This window comes from Streptomyces sp. NPDC025273 (genome assembly GCF_040638585.1).
GTDB classification, from domain to species: Bacteria; Actinomycetota; Actinomycetes; order Streptomycetales; family Streptomycetaceae; genus Streptomyces; species Streptomyces cinereorectus.
Genome location: NZ_JBEZYP010000025.1, coordinates 21,437 through 36,377 on the forward strand (window position 1 = coordinate 21,437; position 14,941 = coordinate 36,377).

At 68.2% G+C, this 14,941-nt stretch carries 14 protein-coding genes; 3 read left to right on the forward strand and 11 right to left on the reverse strand.

The genetic code is table 11. The features are described 5' to 3' along the window. Nucleotides 1–101: 101 nt before the first annotated feature. From AB0F38_RS28905 to AB0F38_RS28945, 9 genes are all read right to left on the reverse strand, one after another. Nucleotides 102–368, reverse strand: a complete 267-nt coding sequence (locus AB0F38_RS28905; RefSeq protein WP_361899506.1) for a hypothetical protein — start codon at nucleotides 366–368, stop codon at nucleotides 102–104. After that, on the reverse strand, nucleotides 368–667 hold the full coding sequence (locus tag AB0F38_RS28910) for a hypothetical protein (protein ID WP_361899509.1): 300 nt from the start codon (nucleotides 665–667) through the stop codon (nucleotides 368–370). The genes AB0F38_RS28905 and AB0F38_RS28910 overlap by 1 nt, the downstream gene beginning before the upstream one ends. A 207-nt stretch (nucleotides 668–874) precedes the next feature. Then, on the reverse strand, nucleotides 875–1,072 hold the full coding sequence (locus tag AB0F38_RS28915; RefSeq protein WP_361899512.1) for a DUF397 domain-containing protein: 198 nt from the start codon (nucleotides 1,070–1,072) through the stop codon (nucleotides 875–877). A 3-nt stretch (nucleotides 1,073–1,075) separates the two neighbouring features. Beyond that, nucleotides 1,076–1,930 carry a helix-turn-helix transcriptional regulator gene (locus tag AB0F38_RS28920; RefSeq protein ID WP_361899515.1) on the reverse strand — a complete coding sequence of 285 codons (855 nt, stop codon included), beginning with the start codon at nucleotides 1,928–1,930 and terminating at the stop codon, nucleotides 1,076–1,078. Nucleotides 1,931–1,964: 34 nt separating this feature from the next. Beyond that, nucleotides 1,965–3,110 carry a hypothetical protein gene (locus AB0F38_RS28925; RefSeq protein ID WP_361899518.1) on the reverse strand — a complete coding sequence of 382 codons (1,146 nt, stop codon included), beginning with the start codon at nucleotides 3,108–3,110 and terminating at the stop codon, nucleotides 1,965–1,967. Nucleotides 3,111–3,177: 67 nt separating this feature from the next. Continuing rightward, on the reverse strand, nucleotides 3,178–5,898 hold the full coding sequence (locus tag AB0F38_RS28930) for a class I SAM-dependent DNA methyltransferase (protein WP_361899521.1): 2,721 nt from the start codon (nucleotides 5,896–5,898) through the stop codon (nucleotides 3,178–3,180). 91 nt (nucleotides 5,899–5,989) lie between these two features. Continuing rightward, the gene (locus tag AB0F38_RS28935; RefSeq protein ID WP_361899524.1) at nucleotides 5,990–6,724 is read right to left on the reverse strand and encodes an RloB family protein; all 735 of its coding nucleotides are present in this window, start codon (nucleotides 6,722–6,724) and stop codon (nucleotides 5,990–5,992) included. Next, nucleotides 6,724–7,992: an ATP-binding protein gene (locus tag AB0F38_RS28940; protein WP_361899526.1), complete on the reverse strand. Its 1,269-nt coding sequence runs from the start codon at nucleotides 7,990–7,992 to the stop codon at nucleotides 6,724–6,726. The genes AB0F38_RS28935 and AB0F38_RS28940 overlap by 1 nt, the downstream gene beginning before the upstream one ends. A gap of 111 nt (nucleotides 7,993–8,103) precedes the next feature. After that, entirely contained in the window at nucleotides 8,104–9,387 is a 1,284-nt protein-coding gene (locus tag AB0F38_RS28945; protein ID WP_361899529.1) for an adenylosuccinate synthase, read from the reverse strand. 186 nt (nucleotides 9,388–9,573) lie between these two features. On the opposite strand from AB0F38_RS28945, the gene AB0F38_RS28950 reads away from it, so the two are divergent. Next, a complete protein-coding gene (locus tag AB0F38_RS28950) occupies nucleotides 9,574–10,422 on the forward strand; it encodes a diacylglycerol kinase (RefSeq protein ID WP_361899532.1) in 849 nt (282 codons plus the stop codon). 44 nt (nucleotides 10,423–10,466) lie between these two features. On the opposite strand, the gene AB0F38_RS28955 is transcribed toward AB0F38_RS28950, so the two are convergent. After that, the gene (locus AB0F38_RS28955; RefSeq protein ID WP_361899534.1) at nucleotides 10,467–10,964 is read right to left on the reverse strand and encodes a MarR family transcriptional regulator; all 498 of its coding nucleotides are present in this window, start codon (nucleotides 10,962–10,964) and stop codon (nucleotides 10,467–10,469) included. A 92-nt stretch (nucleotides 10,965–11,056) separates the two neighbouring features. Here AB0F38_RS28955 and AB0F38_RS28960 point away from each other — a divergent pair, with 92 nt between their 5' ends. Then, the gene (locus AB0F38_RS28960) at nucleotides 11,057–11,986 is read left to right on the forward strand and encodes an ABC transporter ATP-binding protein (RefSeq protein WP_361899537.1); all 930 of its coding nucleotides are present in this window, start codon (nucleotides 11,057–11,059) and stop codon (nucleotides 11,984–11,986) included. Then, nucleotides 11,983–13,632 carry an ABC transporter permease gene (locus AB0F38_RS28965; protein WP_361899540.1) on the forward strand — a complete coding sequence of 550 codons (1,650 nt, stop codon included), beginning with the start codon at nucleotides 11,983–11,985 and terminating at the stop codon, nucleotides 13,630–13,632. The genes AB0F38_RS28960 and AB0F38_RS28965 overlap by 4 nt, the downstream gene beginning before the upstream one ends. A 95-nt stretch (nucleotides 13,633–13,727) precedes the next feature. Here AB0F38_RS28965 and AB0F38_RS28970 read toward each other — a convergent pair whose 3' ends face one another. Beyond that, nucleotides 13,728–14,933, reverse strand: coding sequence for a cytochrome P450 (locus AB0F38_RS28970; RefSeq protein ID WP_361899543.1), 1,206 nt, complete (start codon nucleotides 14,931–14,933; stop codon nucleotides 13,728–13,730). Between the last annotated feature and the right edge of the window lie 8 nt (nucleotides 14,934–14,941).

The following is a 14,941-nucleotide window of genomic DNA, read 5'->3' on the forward strand; positions in this document are numbered from 1 at the left end:
CTGGACCGTGCAAGGGTCCATTGTGCGTCAGGGGTGGGACGTGCGTGCGGGTACAGACCCCGCAACTGCACTGCGGGGACTGCGTGTCCGGGATGCGTCCGTCAGGGCTGGGTACGCGTGGTAAGCACGTCCTTCCGGCAGTCGGGCCGACTGGCCGGCGGGGTGATCAGGGCAGCCGTCGAGTCGTCGAGGGCGTAGCAGAGCTGGGCATGCAGCATCTCCGCCTCGGCAGGCGTCAACCGCAGTGCCGTGTCCGCCTCGAAGGCCCCGTCACGCCGGAACCAGAGGTCGATGGAAAGCGACCCGTCCGCCTCCCGCCGCACGGGCTTACTGGGCACCCGGCTGACCTGCACCTGAGACGTGCTCATCAGACTGCCACCTTCGTCAGTGTGTGACCGCTATCCGGCTGGACGACGAACCCGTCGAGCGCGAGGCGCATCGCGGTGCGGCGGGTGCGGCGTTCATTGTCGAGTACGTACGGGCGGGTGCGGGGTACGAGGGCGATGGGGGACGGTTGTTGCGGAAGTGGCGGCTGTACAAAGGTGGCGGGCCGGGGCGCCGAGGCTCGCCTGATGACGATGCCGGGGGCGCGCAGAACGCACGCCAGGGGAAGCAGGAGCAGGGGCACGAGTGTTCGCGCGAGGTCTGCCCGGATACGGTGGAACATGCTGACGCTCCTGAGAGGCGTTGGCCATGCCCCGGGGTGGTGAGACACCGCCGGGGCGCTTCAGTTTCATGCGGTAGCCACCCGGCTACCGCACGAAACCAAGGCTAGCCTCAATCGTGCTGATGCATCAATGTTTAGATGAGAATCTTCGGGATCGGCATATGCCAACCTCATACGGGGCGCAGCTGCTGGCTGGCCACCGCAGCCCTACGCCAGGTCGTCGAACTCCCCGGCCTTGGCTCCTGCCAGGAAAGCCGCCAGCTTGGCGGGAGTTGTACGGACGATCACCTCGGGATCGTCGCTTTCCCTGACGAGGACACCACCGTCCACAACGGCAAGTTCGATGCAGTTGCCCGACTGCTCGGAGAACGAAGACTTACGCCACTGAACCGTCACGATCCTCAACCTTCATAGCTCGTGCAGCACCTCACGGATGAAGTCGCGCGAGGGCCCCGGCTCCAAGGCTCGCATCTCCATGCGGTCGAGCACAGCACGGTAGTTGGTCAGGTAGGTCTCGGCATCGAGGAACGTGATGCTGTTGGGTACATCGATCTGCACCGTGTCCAACTGCCGGACCGGGCCATGCGCGTACATCGTCGAGCTGCCCGCGCTGGGAAACCCTCCGGCGGCGAACGGCAGGACTCGCAGCGTCACGGAGTCGCGCTCAGAATGCTTCAGCAAGTCCTCCAACTGCCTGCGCACGACCACCCGGTCGCCGAAGAGCATCCGCAGCGCCGCCTCATGGAGAAGGAACGAACAGTCCGGCGGCTCAGGCCTGCCGAGCAGAACCTGCCGCCTCGTCCTGAAGTCCACCTGGAGGTCCATCGCCTCCGGGGTCAACGGCGGCATCGCCTCCGCGAAGACTGCGCGAGCGTAGTCCTCGTGCTGCAACAGGCCAGGTAGGTGCGTGATCTGCACATGCCGGAGCGAGACAGCATGATGCTCCAACTCGACCAGGTCCAGCATGAACGAGGCCACCGAATCCCTGAACCCGTCCCACCAGTTCGATCCTGCACGCTCCCGAGCCATGTCCGCCAGGGCATCTACGTAGGCGTGATCAGGACACGAGTAGTTCGATGCCCACACGCGCACACGGTCTGCGCTGACGCCGAACCGCGCGGACTCGGTGTTGCTGATCGCCGTCTTGTCCACACGGTGCAGCACGGCCGCCTCCGTGAGGGAGAGCCCAACGTGCTCACGCATCCGCCGGAGCTCGGCCCCGAGCCGCCGCTGGCGAGCGGTGGGTGGCTTTCGGACGGGCACGATTCCACCTTCCTACGTCAATCAATCACGTGACTCACTCGGAATTCCTACCATATTCCCGGCCACCAAGGAGGTCCTCCGCGAGCCCTGCTCGCAAATTTTTCAGTTTCACTACCCTCAAACGAATCTCATCAACCAGGGAGTCCAAAGCCTCAAGCCTTTCGAGGAACTCTGCCTGCATATCAGAATCCATCTCAGGAATAGGGCAAGAGAGAACATCAGACCGATTGATACTCGCCTGAGAAACGGCCGGTTTCGTTCGTGCAGCAAAATGCGAACGCGCCACAGAGCCGGAAAGCCACGCCTCGATAATCTTAGGGTTCATCCTGGAGGCGTCAAAACGGCATCTCATTATATTCGACTCGAAAAGAGTTGGCTCATGAATGCTCGCCACCATTGTAGACTTCCCAACCAGACCCGGCGCATTCACTCGGTTGATCAATATGTCGCCAACAGAAACGGCATACCTGCGAACTTCGTCGCCAGCGACCTTGACACGCAGGAGATTACGCGTCAGGTCAGATGGACCACCCTCGAAGCTATTGATACGAACAATCGGAGTACCCGAACCACCGTACTGGTCCTCAGACTTGTAGATACCGTTCTTAGGCCCATCGACAATAATTTCCGCCATCGGAAAACATTCACACAGAGCGAGCCCTTCAATGAGGGTTCTCCGAATTGTTTTAAGCTTGTTCAATTCCACCATCTCGGCGCGCTCCGATTCAGCGACCGATTCCATGACCTCAACGATTTGACGCTGATCTTTCAACGTTGGCCACTTCAGGAGCAGTTTCCCAAGCGCCCGCTGAGAGATGTTCTGCATGCTCCGACTACTGCCGGATGAACCCAGTCCGATCTGTCGCCGCACGGAAGGACTAGCCAAGCAAATGTTCACGAAACGAGCATCTGCCCTATCTGGATCAAGCACAAGACGCAACGTTTTGTCCGAGAGCATCAAAAGCTCATCCGTGTCTGTCGCGAGGCAAGCCGCGCCCACGAGCTCCGGAGTGTTCGCGCGCGAAAAGAGCAGATCGCCAGGGTGGACTTCGTAGCGGGGATCGATCAGTGCCGTGGCCGACCCGATAGCCTTGTTTTCACTCGGCCGAAACCCATTCGTGTGCACAGCGCTGACCTTCAGAACCCCCCACTGGCCTGCCCCAGCAGGGACGTCAGACAAATCAGGACTGTGCCCAGCGTCAACACGAACAAGTCGGCTACTGAGGGGCGCCGTCTCCCATCCGGGGTCAGGCGACATAACCCAGCTCCTTCAGGAAGCCTTCCAGCCGCTTCGTCGCAGCCTCACGCCGCACCTCAATGTCGCGCAGCGACACCAGATATTTGCGCTCCCAGCCCAAGTACGTATCGATCAATTCCCGACGCCTGCGCACAACATGACCTTCCAGCTTCGATGCGAGGTCATCCCGGAGAATGCCGAGCACGATCTCGCGCGCGCCCTCCTCCGTCAGCGCGTCCCGCACCTCATGCAGGCCGGGCGTAGGCCGCTCCTCCTCCGCGTCGGCGACCGACACATCCAGCGCCGTCTGCCCGGTGGAGGCCGACTTCGCAGCCTTGGCGGCAGCACCAGAGACGGCCTTCGCACCGTCCCCCATCCCGTCCAGCGGATAGAACGCTTCCTCCAGCGCCTTCACCGCCTTGCCGGCCGCCGTCCGCTCCCGCTTCGCCTTCTTCAGGTCCGGCTCGCTGAGCAATGCCTCCGCGACCGCCGGGTCAAGGCCCGTCGCCTCCTCCGAGGCGTCCCCGTCCTCCGAACCGTCCTCCGTGACGCCCGCCACAGCGGCGGCCCGCGCGGCCTCCGCCTCCTCGGCCGCCTTGACCTTCACGTCCAGCTTCGCCTTCAGCTCGTCCGCCTCGGCCAGCTCGCGCAGGAAGTCGGGGGCGATCCGGGCCACCACCTTGTGCCCGTACGCCTGACGCCGCTCCGAACCCGACCGCTTACGCGCTCCGCCCGTCCACGGGTTGGGCTCCGGCTCCAGCAGCGTCTCGACCGTGTCGACCCAGCCTTCGACGACCCCCTTGAAGCCGTTCCCGGACAGTGCCTTCAGCTCGTTCCTGGCGTCCTGCCACCAGCCGGCGACCGCTCCCGCGAGCGCGTACCGGTCCAGCAGGCCCACGCCGAGCAGCAGTTCACGGAACGAGTGGATCAGGTCGACCCGTAGACGCGCGAGCTGGGACCGCTTCTCGAACTCCGTACGGTCGTCGCCCTCGTGCGGCGCGAGAGAGGCGATCTGCTCCGTCTCCACGGCCCACCACTTGTCGAACGACTCCCACAGCTCCCGCTCCCGGCCCTCGGCCAGTGCCGCCAGCCGCTCCGCGTCCGGGCGCCGGTCCTCGGGGAGGAAGTCCACGTACGCCGACTCGGTCCCGTCCGCGTCGGCCGGGCGCTCGGCGAACAGGTCGGTGATGCCGATCCGGTACGCCCCCAGGAGCTTCGCCTTCTCGTCCGCCGTGATCTCCGACCTCGGCACGCCGCCCGTCAGGTGCGCGCGTACGTCCTGCGGCTCCGGCGGCGGGGTGTTGTCCACGTAGCGGCGGATGTTGAGGTTGTAGGCGTTCTCCTTCAGCTCGCTCCGCTTCACCCACCGGGCGAAGCGCGGCACGTCCTCGCCCGCCTCGGCGTGGAAGGTGGAGACGATCTTCTCCACATGCTCCGGCAGCAGGACGTTCTGCGCGCGCTCGGAGTGGAACTCCCGGTCGGCGTTGATGAAGAGGACCTTGTCGTGCCGGTCCACGTGCTTGTGCCCCTTCGCCCGCAGGACCAGGACACAGGCCGGGATTCCGGTGCCGTAGAAGATGTTCGACGGCAGGCCGATCACGGCCTCCAGCAGGTCGTCCTCGATCAGCCGGGCGCGGATGTCGCCCTCCGCGCCGCTCCGGAACAGCACGCCGTGCGGCATCACGGTGAAGACGGAGCCGCCCCTGCCCTCGACCATGTGCAGCATGTGCTGGAGGAACATCAGGTCGGCCTTGCCCTTTTCGGACGTCCGGCCGTACGGCATGCGGTCTTCGAGGTCCAGGATGCCCGTGGCCCGGTAGTCCATGGAGAAGGGCGGGTTGCTGAGGACGAGGTCGTACGACTTGTCGAGGTGCAGCGGGTTGGTGAGTGTGTCACCGACCTTCAGGTCGAAGTCGACGGCGCCGTGGAACAGCATGTTCATCGTGGCCATGACCCAGGAGCCGTCGTTGGCGTCCTGGCCTGCCAGCGCCAGGTCCTCGGTGTCGCCGCCGTCCTCCTCGATGTACTCCTTGGCGTGGATGAGCATTCCGCCCGATCCGACGCACGGGTCGTACACCCGCTGGTTGGCCTGGGGACGCGCCAGCTCGACCATCATCCGTACGACCGCACGCGGGGTGTAGAACTCGCCGCCCTTGGCGCCCGCCGTGTCGGCGAAGTCCTTCAGCAGGTACTCGTACGCGGCACCGATGACATCGGGGAACTCGAAGTCCTCGCCGCGCAGGCGCAGCGTGCCGAAGTGCCCGATGAGTGCGGAGAGACGCGTGTCGGCGAGGTTGGCCGCCGATGTGCCGGTGCCGCCGCCCCCGCCGATGCGGTTGAAGTTCACCCGGCCGAACAGGCCGCGCAGCCGTTCGTTGCCCTTCTGCCCCTCCAGAGCGTCGAGCGCGGGCTGGAGGTACTTCCCGGCCACATCGTTCACCGCGCCGTCCAACCGCTTCCAACGGGCGTCCTCGGGGACGTAGATGACCCGCCGCGCCGTGTAGCGGTTGGGGGCGTCCGCTTCTTCCTCGGCCTCCTCACGGGTGGCCCCCGACGCCTCTTCCTCCGCGATGATCTCGTCGCGGGCGGCATCGAACTCGTCGTTCGCCCGCTTCAGGAACAGCAGCACCAGCAGGAAGTCGCGGTACTCGGCGGCGTCCATGGTTCCACGCAGGATGTCTGCGGCGGCGAAAAGGTGGCGCTCCAGTTGATCGAGCGTGAGCTTGGCCACGGACGGGACTCCAAGAGGGTGTGATGTCGGTGCGGTACGAAGGGGTCGGCAGCGAGGCCACGGGGGCGTCGAAGACGTACGTCGAGGCAGCCTAGTAGCCGCTGAGGAGAAGTCCGTCCTCGACGAAATTCCAGACGTCTGTGTACGGATCCCACTTCTCAGGATTGACCGCTTCGACACGCTTGTTGATCGCCTGCGCGTACTTCTTGGCGTCCTTGTAGCGCTGCAAATCCTTGCTCAGCACCTGTTCCTCACGCATGTGCTTCGAATCCTGGTTGGACACAGTGCGCACGTTGCGCCCGTACGTCGCCGCGAAGCCGGGGCGGGACCGGATACGGCTGTTGGCGTCATCGCAGACGCCGCCGAAGCTGCTGGTGTAGTTCGTGTAGTGCAGGAGCCGCCAGAGCTCGAAGCAGGGGTGCGAGTAGGCGATCCTGACGCCTTCCTTGTCCGCGAGCTGTCTGGCCTCGCGGATGTTCAGGTGATCGTCACGGTCGAAGAGCACCCACACCTGGGGCCAGTTCCAGTCCCGGTCCTTCAGCCCCGCGTCCTTGGCCTCGCGCTCGACCTTGCGCAGCGTACGGACCGCGTCCTGCACCATGGCGTGCGGCTTACGATGCTTGCCGACGGCGTTCGGGTTCTCGATGTGGTGCTCGACGCTCTCGCCGGTCTTGGCGAGTGTGCCCTTCTTCACGATGATGTCGATGTACTCGGGCTCGGTGACCTCACCCTCGGTGAAGATGTACACCTGACGGGCGCGGTTCGTGCGGCCCTTTCCTGCACCCTTCCTACGGGAAACGCTGTCCCCTCCCCTTGACCTGGCCATCAGACCTCTTCCGCCTCCATCCGCGCCAAGTCGTCCGTCCGCATCAGCCGTCGCCCGATCTGCCCTTCGGAGACCTTCGGTACCGCGCCGAAGGATCCCGCGAGATACGAGGACATCAGGTCCTCTTCGTCCGTCGGCTCCCAGTCCGCCACCGACGACAGCTCCGTCACACCCCGCTCGTCCTTCTCCGTGAGCCACAGCTGACCGGGCTCCAGGAGCCTGCCACCGCCCGGAGTCCGCAACAGGGAGGGGTCATGCCCGGTGAAGATCAGCTGCGCGCCCTTCGGATTCACCCAGGGCGCCTGGAAGAGGCGTACGACCTCTGCCGCGAAGCGCGAATGCAGGCTGGCGTCCAGCTCGTCGATGAGTAGCACCGCACCCCTGTCGAGCGCGAGCAGGAGCGGTCCGATCAGCGCGAACCAGGAGCGGGTACCCCAGGATTCGGTCGACCAGTCCAGTGCCGTGTGTTCACCGCCGCCCGAGTGGATCAGGCGGACCAGAGGCCTGCCGGACGACGACTGCTCGACCTCCACGCCGGCGATTCCGAGATCTGCCACCCGCAGCAGCTCTTCGGCTCTCCGCCGGAAGTCATCGCTCCGCAGCAGTTGCACAGCGGTGTAGTCCTCGCGCTGGGTGCGCTCGGTCTCGGGGGTGACGTCCCAGAGGTTGTTCTTGAACCAGTCGAAGACCGGAGTCAGCTGCTCGTGTCCGTCGTTGGCGGCGCGTGTCAGCAAGAGGGCGTCGGGACGTGTCGTGCGGGCGAGGCGGGTGCGGTCGTGGAGACGCTCGCCCGGGAAGTCGAAGTCCTTCTCCCGGGATGCGTCCCGCTCGAACCACACCTGGCGGCGGCCCTTGGGGTAGGCGTAGAGCCACTCGGCCTCGACCCGTCGGGCGCCCAGCTCGAACCCGTAGGTCCAACGGACGCCGTCGCCGAGGACGAAGTCCGCCTCGTACAGGGACGTCTCCGAGGCAGCCTTGGGGTCCAGGGCGAATTCGTCACGCGGGATGCCGTCGTAGGACGTCCAGTCGGCATAGGAGCGCATGACAGCGTGCTTCATGCTCTTCAGCGCGGCAATCACGTTGGACTTGCCGGACGCGTTGGCTCCGAAGATACCGAGGACGGTGTGCACAGCGAGGTGGTGACCGTCGGAGAGCTGCAACTCGCGCGCGGCGGCACGCTCCCGGTCACTGCTTTCGGGCGCGACAAATGACAGTTCCTGCTCATCGCGCAGGGACCGGACGTTTGCCACCCGGAATCTCAGCAGCATCCTGTCTCCTTCATCGCGGACAGACTAGTCACACCATCCGGCCCGCGGAGCTGGTTGCGCGACGGCGGCCGCCGCTGCCGGGCAGGGCGGCCGCCGCTGCGGTGACAACTCCTACAGGAAGGAGTTGATCTCGATGGTCTCGGTGCGGCCGGGGCCGACACCGATCGCGGAGATCGGAGCGCCGGACATCTCCTCCAGCGCCTTCACGTACGCCTTCGCGTTCTTCGGAAGGTCGTCGAAGGTCTTGGCCTTCGTGATGTCCTCGGACCAGCCGGGGAGCATCTCGTAGATCGGCTTCGCGTGGTGGAAGTCGCTCTGGTTGTACGGGAGCTCCTCGACGCGCCTGCCGTCGATCTCGTACGCCACGCACACCGGGATCTGCTCCCAGCCGGTCAGCACGTCCAGCTTGGTGAGGAAGAAGTCGGTGAGGCCGTTGACCCGGGTCGCGTACCGCGCGATCGGGGCGTCGAACCAGCCGCAGCGGCGGTCGCGGCCGGTGGTGACCCCCCGCTCGCCGCCGATCCGGCGCAGTGCCTCGCCGTCCTCGTCGAGAAGTTCGGTCGGGAAGGGTCCGGCACCGACGCGCGTGGTGTAGGCCTTGAGGATGCCGATGACCCGGCTGATCTTCGTCGGGCCCACGCCGGATCCGGTGCAGGCGCCGCCCGCGGTCGGGTTCGACGAGGTGACGAAGGGGTACGTGCCGTGATCGACGTCCAGCAGGGTGCCCTGGCCGCCCTCGAAGAGCACGACCTTGCCCTCGTCGATGGCGTTGTTCAGGATCAGCGTCGTGTCGGCGACGTACGGCTTGATCTGCTCCGCGTAGGTGAGCAGTTCCTCGACGATGCGGCCGGATTCGATCGCGCGCCGGTTGTAGAGCTTCGCGAGGATCTGGTTCTTGAAGTCGAGGGCGGCTTCGACCTTCTGGACGAGGATCGACTCGTCGTAGAGGTCCTGGACCCGGATACCGACGCGGTTGATCTTGTCCGCGTACGTCGGTCCGATACCGCGACCGGTGGTACCGATCTTGCGGGAGCCGAGGAAGCGTTCCGTCACCTTGTCGACCGTGGTGTGGTACGAGGTGATCAAATGAGCGTTGCCGCTGATCAGGAGCTTGGACGTGTCGACGCCTCGCTCGTTCAGACCGCTCAGCTCGGAGAGCAGGACCGCCGGGTCGACCACGACACCGTTACCGATGACCGGGGTACACCCCGGCGACAGGATTCCGGAGGGGAGGAGATGCAGTGCGTACTTCTGGTCGCCTACGACGACCGTGTGGCCGGCATTGTTGCCGCCCTGGTAACGCACCACATAGTCGACGGATCCACCGAGGAGGTCGGTGGCCTTCCCCTTGCCCTCGTCACCCCACTGAGCACCGAGCAGCACAAGTGCGGGCACAGGCGTACACCCCTTCCGGGCGGGGCATGTCCAAGGTCAGGGGGCGTACGTAAAGGTCGTACCTGCCGCACGACGATGTACGGCAAAGCCTGAGCCGTCGAACCGGGTGCCCCGGAATAGACGAAGCCCCTGGCGCAATAGCGCAAGGGGCTCTTGCACCAAGATGCTACCCGAGGAAGGACCGAGGTGTCGGCTGCAGAGCCCCCCGGCGACGGCGACCACCAGCTACTCGTGCTCATCGACCCCCTTGCCCGCCGCTACGACGGCGAGTCCGTGCGCATCGCGAAGGACGTGCTGAGCGCCGGCGCGCATGCCAAGATCTGCCTTCCGGACGGCCCGGACGAGTTCGCCCGGGCCCTGTCCCGGCGGGGCGGACGACGGCCTGTGGTCGTCGGTGACGACCACGCGCTGCTGCGCGCCGTGGCCCAGCTCCACCGGGAACGGGAGCTCGCCGAGGTCGCGCTCTCGCTGATTCCGGTCGGCGCGGCACACACCCTGGAGCTCGCCCACGCGCTCGGTGTGCCCCGGGGCGCGGTGGCGGCGGCGCGCACGGCGCTGGACGGGACCGCGCACCGGCTCGACCTGCTGGTCGACGACAGTGACGGCGTCGTGCTGGGCGACCTGCGCATCCCCGCCCTCACATCGGGCCCGGGCACGGGCGCGCACCACTCGGGCGTCACGGCGGTCTGGGACACCTGCCGCACACTGATGGCCGCCCTGGTCCGTCCGGCCCCGCCCTCGCCCTCCGCCCCGCCGCACGCGCACCGGCTGCGGGTGGAGGCGGACGGAGTCCTGCTGAACGCCCTGGACCGGCCGGTCGAGGGCGTCTCGGTGACCACGCAGGGCGACGGTGGCCTGGCGGACGTGGTGATCCACACCTCGTCCGGCGAGACGGTGACGGCGGAGGCCAAGGCGGTCACGGTGTCCGGCCCGGACTTCCGCTACCGCGCGGACATACAGGTCGCGGGGCCGGTCCGGACCCGCACCTGGACGGTGCGGGCGGGGGCGTGGGGGCTGATACTCCCGGCGGCGTGAGACCGGACCGACGGGGGTGGGCCGGCGGGGCCGGACCGGCGGGCTCAGCCCCCGCCGCTCCCGCGGCTCTCCCGCCACCGGTCCATCACACCTGCCAGCTCCTTCTGCAGGAACTCCAGGAATTCCGCGCTCTCCCCGATCCGCGCACCGGCGGGCGTGTCCTCGCCCAGGGACCGCGCCCCGTCCCTCAGCGTGCGCTCCCAGCGCGTCAGCAGGCGGTCCCGGTCGGTGAGGGCGCTGTACCAGACCTGGTTGTGCAGCCGGTAGCGATCGCGGCGTGAGCCCGGGTCACGCTCCCGGCCGACCATGCTGACCTGGGTCAGGTAGGTGATCGCGCCGGATACCGCCGCCGGGCTGATCCGCAGCTGCTCGCCGAGCTCGGCCGAGGTCATGGAGCCGTCGTCGTCCGCGAGGAGCGCCGCGAAGACGCGCGAGGCCATCCGTGGCATCCCCGCCTCCGTCATCTCGGCCGCGAAGCCCTCGACGAACCGCGACACGGCCTGCTCGTCCCGCCCGGCGAATTCTCCGGTCCCGCTGGTCATCGCTCCGCCGCCTCCACCGCTCCGATCATGGAGCCGACTTTATACGCTTCCTTAACTTCACAATCTTGTGAAGCTAACGTACGTTCAGAAACATGACGAAGGCGATCTCCGTGGCCGGACTGCGCAAGTCGTTCGGGCGGACACACGCGCTGGACGGCCTCGACCTCACCGTCGAAACCGGCGAGGTCCATGGCTTCCTGGGACCCAACGGCGCCGGGAAGTCCACCACCGTCCGGGTCCTGCTGGGGCTGCTGCGCGCCGACTCGGGCGTGGCCCGGCTGCTCGGGAAGGATCCGTGGCACGACGCCGTCGCTCTGCACCGGCGCCTGGCCTACGTACCCGGCGACGTGGAGCTGTGGCCCAGCCTGACCGGCGGCGAGACCATCGGCCTGCTGTCCCGGCTGCGCGGCGGGGATGACCGGCGGCGCCGCCACGAACTCGTCGAGCGCTTCGGCCTCGACCCGACCAAGAAGGGCCGGGCCTACTCCAAGGGCAACCGCCAGAAGGTCGCCATCATCGCCGCGCTGGCCTCGGACGCGGAGCTGCTGCTGCTCGACGAACCGACCTCCGGGCTCGATCCCCTCATGGAGGTGGTCTTCCAGGACGTGATCCTGGAAGCGAAGGCCGCGGGCCGGACCGTACTGCTGTCCAGCCACATCCTGGCCCAGGTCGAGAAGCTGGCCGACCGGGTCAGCATCATCCGGTCCGGCAGGACCGTGCAGTCCGGGTCGCTGAGCGAGATGCGGCACCTCACGCGCACGACGGTCGAGGCCGAGACGGCCCGCCCGGCCGTCGGGCTCGACGAGCTGCCCGGCGTGCACGCCGTGGAGATCACCGCCCAGGGAGCCGGGGGCGCGGGCGTGCGGTTCGCCGTGGACGGCGGCCACCTGGAGGCCGCGGTGAGCCGGCTCGCCGGGTTCGGCGTCCGCAGTCTGGTCAGCCACCCGCCGACCCTGGAGGAGCTGATGCTCCGTCACTACGGCGACGAGCTCACCGCCCACCGTCCCGAGGAGCCACGGTGACCGCCCCCCGGGCAGCCTCGCCCACCGAGCCCCTCCCCGGCACCGGACCGCTGGCGGGGACCGGCACCCTGATCCGGTTCGTCCTGCGCCGGGACCGCGTCCGGCTGCCCGTGTGGATCCTCGCGCTGTTCCTCGGCACGGTGTCCACGGCACGCAACTACACGACGCTGTACGCCGATCCGGAGGCCCGCGCCTCCGTAGCCGCGACCCTGGGCAGCCCGGCCGGACTCGCCATGACGGGACCCCGGCGCTATCTGGCCGACTACACCTTCGGCGCGATGGCGGGCCATCAGCTGCTCGGCTTCATGACCGTCCTCACCGGCTTCATGAGCGTCCTGATCATCACCCGCCACACCCGCGACGAGGAGGAGACCAACCGCGCCGAGCTGGTCCGCTCCACCGTCGTCGGACGGCACGCGCACCTGGCTGCCGCGCTCTCGGTCGCGGTGCTCGCCAACCTCGCGCTCGCCCTGCTGGTGGCCGTCGGCCTCGGGCGCATGGACCTCGCTCCCGACGGCGCCGCCGGCTCACTGCTCCTCGGCCTGGCGTACGCGGCCGTGGGCATCGTGTTCGCCTCCGTCGCCGCGATCACCGCACAGGTCACGGCGCACACCCGGGGCGCGTCCGGCGCGGCGCTGGCCGTCATCGGCCTTGCCTACGTGCTGCGAGCCGCCGGAGACGCGGGCGGTACCGCGGCGCTGTCCTGGCTCTCCCCGATCGGCTGGGCCCAGCGCACCTACGTCTACGTGGACAACCGCTGGTGGCCGCTGCTGCTCTGCCTGGCACTCGCCGTGCTCTGCGCCGGCACCGGATTCGTCCTGTCGGTCCGGCGCGACGTCGGGGCGGGACTGCGCGCCACCAGGCCCGGCAGCCCGGTGCCCTCGGCCGCGCTGACCCGGCCGCTGGGCTTCGCGCTGCGGCTGCACCGCTCCCTGCTGGCCGGCTTCGGGGCCGGGCTGTTCCTGATGGGCGTGATGTACGGGTCGATCCTCGGCCAGGCCGACGACATGCTGAAGAACATCGACGGGATCCAGGAGGCGCTCCGCAGGACCGGCGGAGCCACGACGGCCGAGTCGTTCGCGTCGATGGTCATCGTCGTCCTCGCCGTCGTCGCCTCCGTGTACGTCGTGACGGCGGCCCTGCGGCCCCGGAGCGAGGAGAACGCGGGCCGTGTGGAGTCCCTCCTCGCGACCGGTCTGTCCCGCACCCGCTGGGCGGGCAGTCATCTCGCCGTCGCCCTCGTCGGCGGCACGGCCGTACTGCTCCTGGGCGGGCTCGGCATCGGCGTCGCGGGGGCGGCGTCGACCGGGGACGCCGGGCTGGTGCCCGGACTGCTGGGTGCGGCACTCGCCTACGCACCGGCGCTGTGGGTGACCGCCGGGGTCGCCGCCGTGCTCTTCGGATGGCTGCCCCGGGCGTCCTCGGCGGCGTGGATCGTACCGGTGTACGCGTTCGTCACCGGCTACCTGGGCAAGCTCCTGGGATTCCCGGAGTGGACGAACGCCCTGTCGCCGGTCGGGCAGGTCCCGAACCTGCCCGCCGCCGGGATGAGCTGGACGCCGATGGTGGTCCTGACCCTGGTCGCGGCCGGCCTGCTGCGGTTCGGGCTGGAGGGGTTCCGGCGGCGGGACCTGGAGACCAGGTAGCGGGAGCCGGGACGCGGCCGGGACGACATCCCGGTCCGCACGGGGAAACGGGACATCCGGCCCCGGACTCCGTGCGGCTCTCCGGGACCGTCGGCTCAGATCTCCACCCGCAGTCCCCGCAGCCCCCGGATCACGTACCCCGGATTCCACTCAGGCTCCGCGACCAGCCGCATGCCGGGCGCCCTGCGCAGCAGCTCGCCGAACGAGGCGGCCAGTTCGAGGCGGGCCAGCGGCGCTCCGAGGCAGTAGTGGATGCCCGCCCCGAACGAGATGTGCGGGTTGTCCGCACGGGAGAGGTCCAGCGTCCCGGCGCCGGTGAAGCGCTCCGCATCCCGGTTGGCCGACCCGAAGAGCAGGGCGACCTGCGAACCGCGCGGGATGACGGTGCCGTCGACCTCGATGTCGTCCAGGACCCAGCGCGCGAACATCGGCACCGGGGTGTCGTACCGCAGCAGTTCCTCCACGGCGGTCGGCAGCAGTCCGTGGTCGGCACGCAGCGCGGCCAGCTGCTCCGGGTGCCTGAAGAGCGTCCACCAGCCGTTGACGGTGGCGTTGACCGTCGCCTCGTGGCCGGCGTTCAGCAGGAGGACGCACGTGGAGATCATCTCCTGCTCGGTCAGCCGGACACCGCCGTCGTGGGCGGCGATGAGCGCGGAGATCAGGTCCGTGCCGGGATCGGCCCGCCGGGCGGCGATCAGCCCGCGGAGGTACGCGGAGAATTCGACCGACGCCCGGACCGCCGCCCGCGCCACCTCCTCCGGCGGGTTCAGCTCGAACATCCCGCAGATCGCCGCCGACCAGGGCCGCAGCAGTGCCCGTTCGGACTCCGGGACGCCGAGCATCTCGGCGATGACCGCCACGGGCAGCGGCTCGGCGACCGCGGTGAGCAGGTCGCCGCCGCCCGCCGCGACGAAGTCCTCGACGAGCCCGGCGGCCAGCCGCTGCACGGCCGGCGCGAGTCTCTCGACCGTCCGCGGGGTGAAGGCCTTGGTCACCAGCCGCCTGATCCGGGTGTGGTCGGGGGCCTCCAGGTCGAGGATCCCCTGCCCGTTGAGCGTGTGGAACGGCTCGTGGGCGGCGGGCGGGGCGGCGAGGCCGAACTCCTCGTGGGTGAAGCGGTGCAGATACGTCCGGCCCAGCCGCCGGTCGCGCAGCAGCCCGGACACCTCGGCGTAGTGCGGGATCAGCCACTGCCGGGTCGGCTCGAAGTAGTGCGCCCTGCCGGTGGCGCGCAGCGCGGCGTAGGCGGGGTACGGGTCGGCGACGAACGCCGGGGACCAGGGGTCGAAGGACACGTGCATGGGCCGAC

What these genes read in the sequence shown, in the direction of transcription:
- AB0F38_RS28970 (WP_361899543.1), bottom strand. Translation starts at nt 14,933, where the DNA reads ATGCACGTGTCCTTCGACCCCTGGTCCCCGGCGTTCGTCGCCGACCCG.
- AB0F38_RS28960 (WP_361899537.1), top strand. Translation starts at nt 11,057, where the DNA reads ATGACGAAGGCGATCTCCGTGGCCGGACTGCGCAAGTCGTTCGGGCGG.
- AB0F38_RS28905 (WP_361899506.1), bottom strand. Translation starts at nt 368, where the DNA reads ATGAGCACGTCTCAGGTGCAGGTCAGCCGGGTGCCCAGTAAGCCCGTG.
- AB0F38_RS28955 (WP_361899534.1), bottom strand. Translation starts at nt 10,964, where the DNA reads ATGACCAGCGGGACCGGAGAATTCGCCGGGCGGGACGAGCAGGCCGTG.
- AB0F38_RS28935 (WP_361899524.1), bottom strand. Translation starts at nt 6,724, where the DNA reads ATGGCCAGGTCAAGGGGAGGGGACAGCGTTTCCCGTAGGAAGGGTGCA.
- AB0F38_RS28910 (WP_361899509.1), bottom strand. Translation starts at nt 667, where the DNA reads ATGTTCCACCGTATCCGGGCAGACCTCGCGCGAACACTCGTGCCCCTG.
- AB0F38_RS28940 (WP_361899526.1), bottom strand. Translation starts at nt 7,992, where the DNA reads ATGCTGCTGAGATTCCGGGTGGCAAACGTCCGGTCCCTGCGCGATGAG.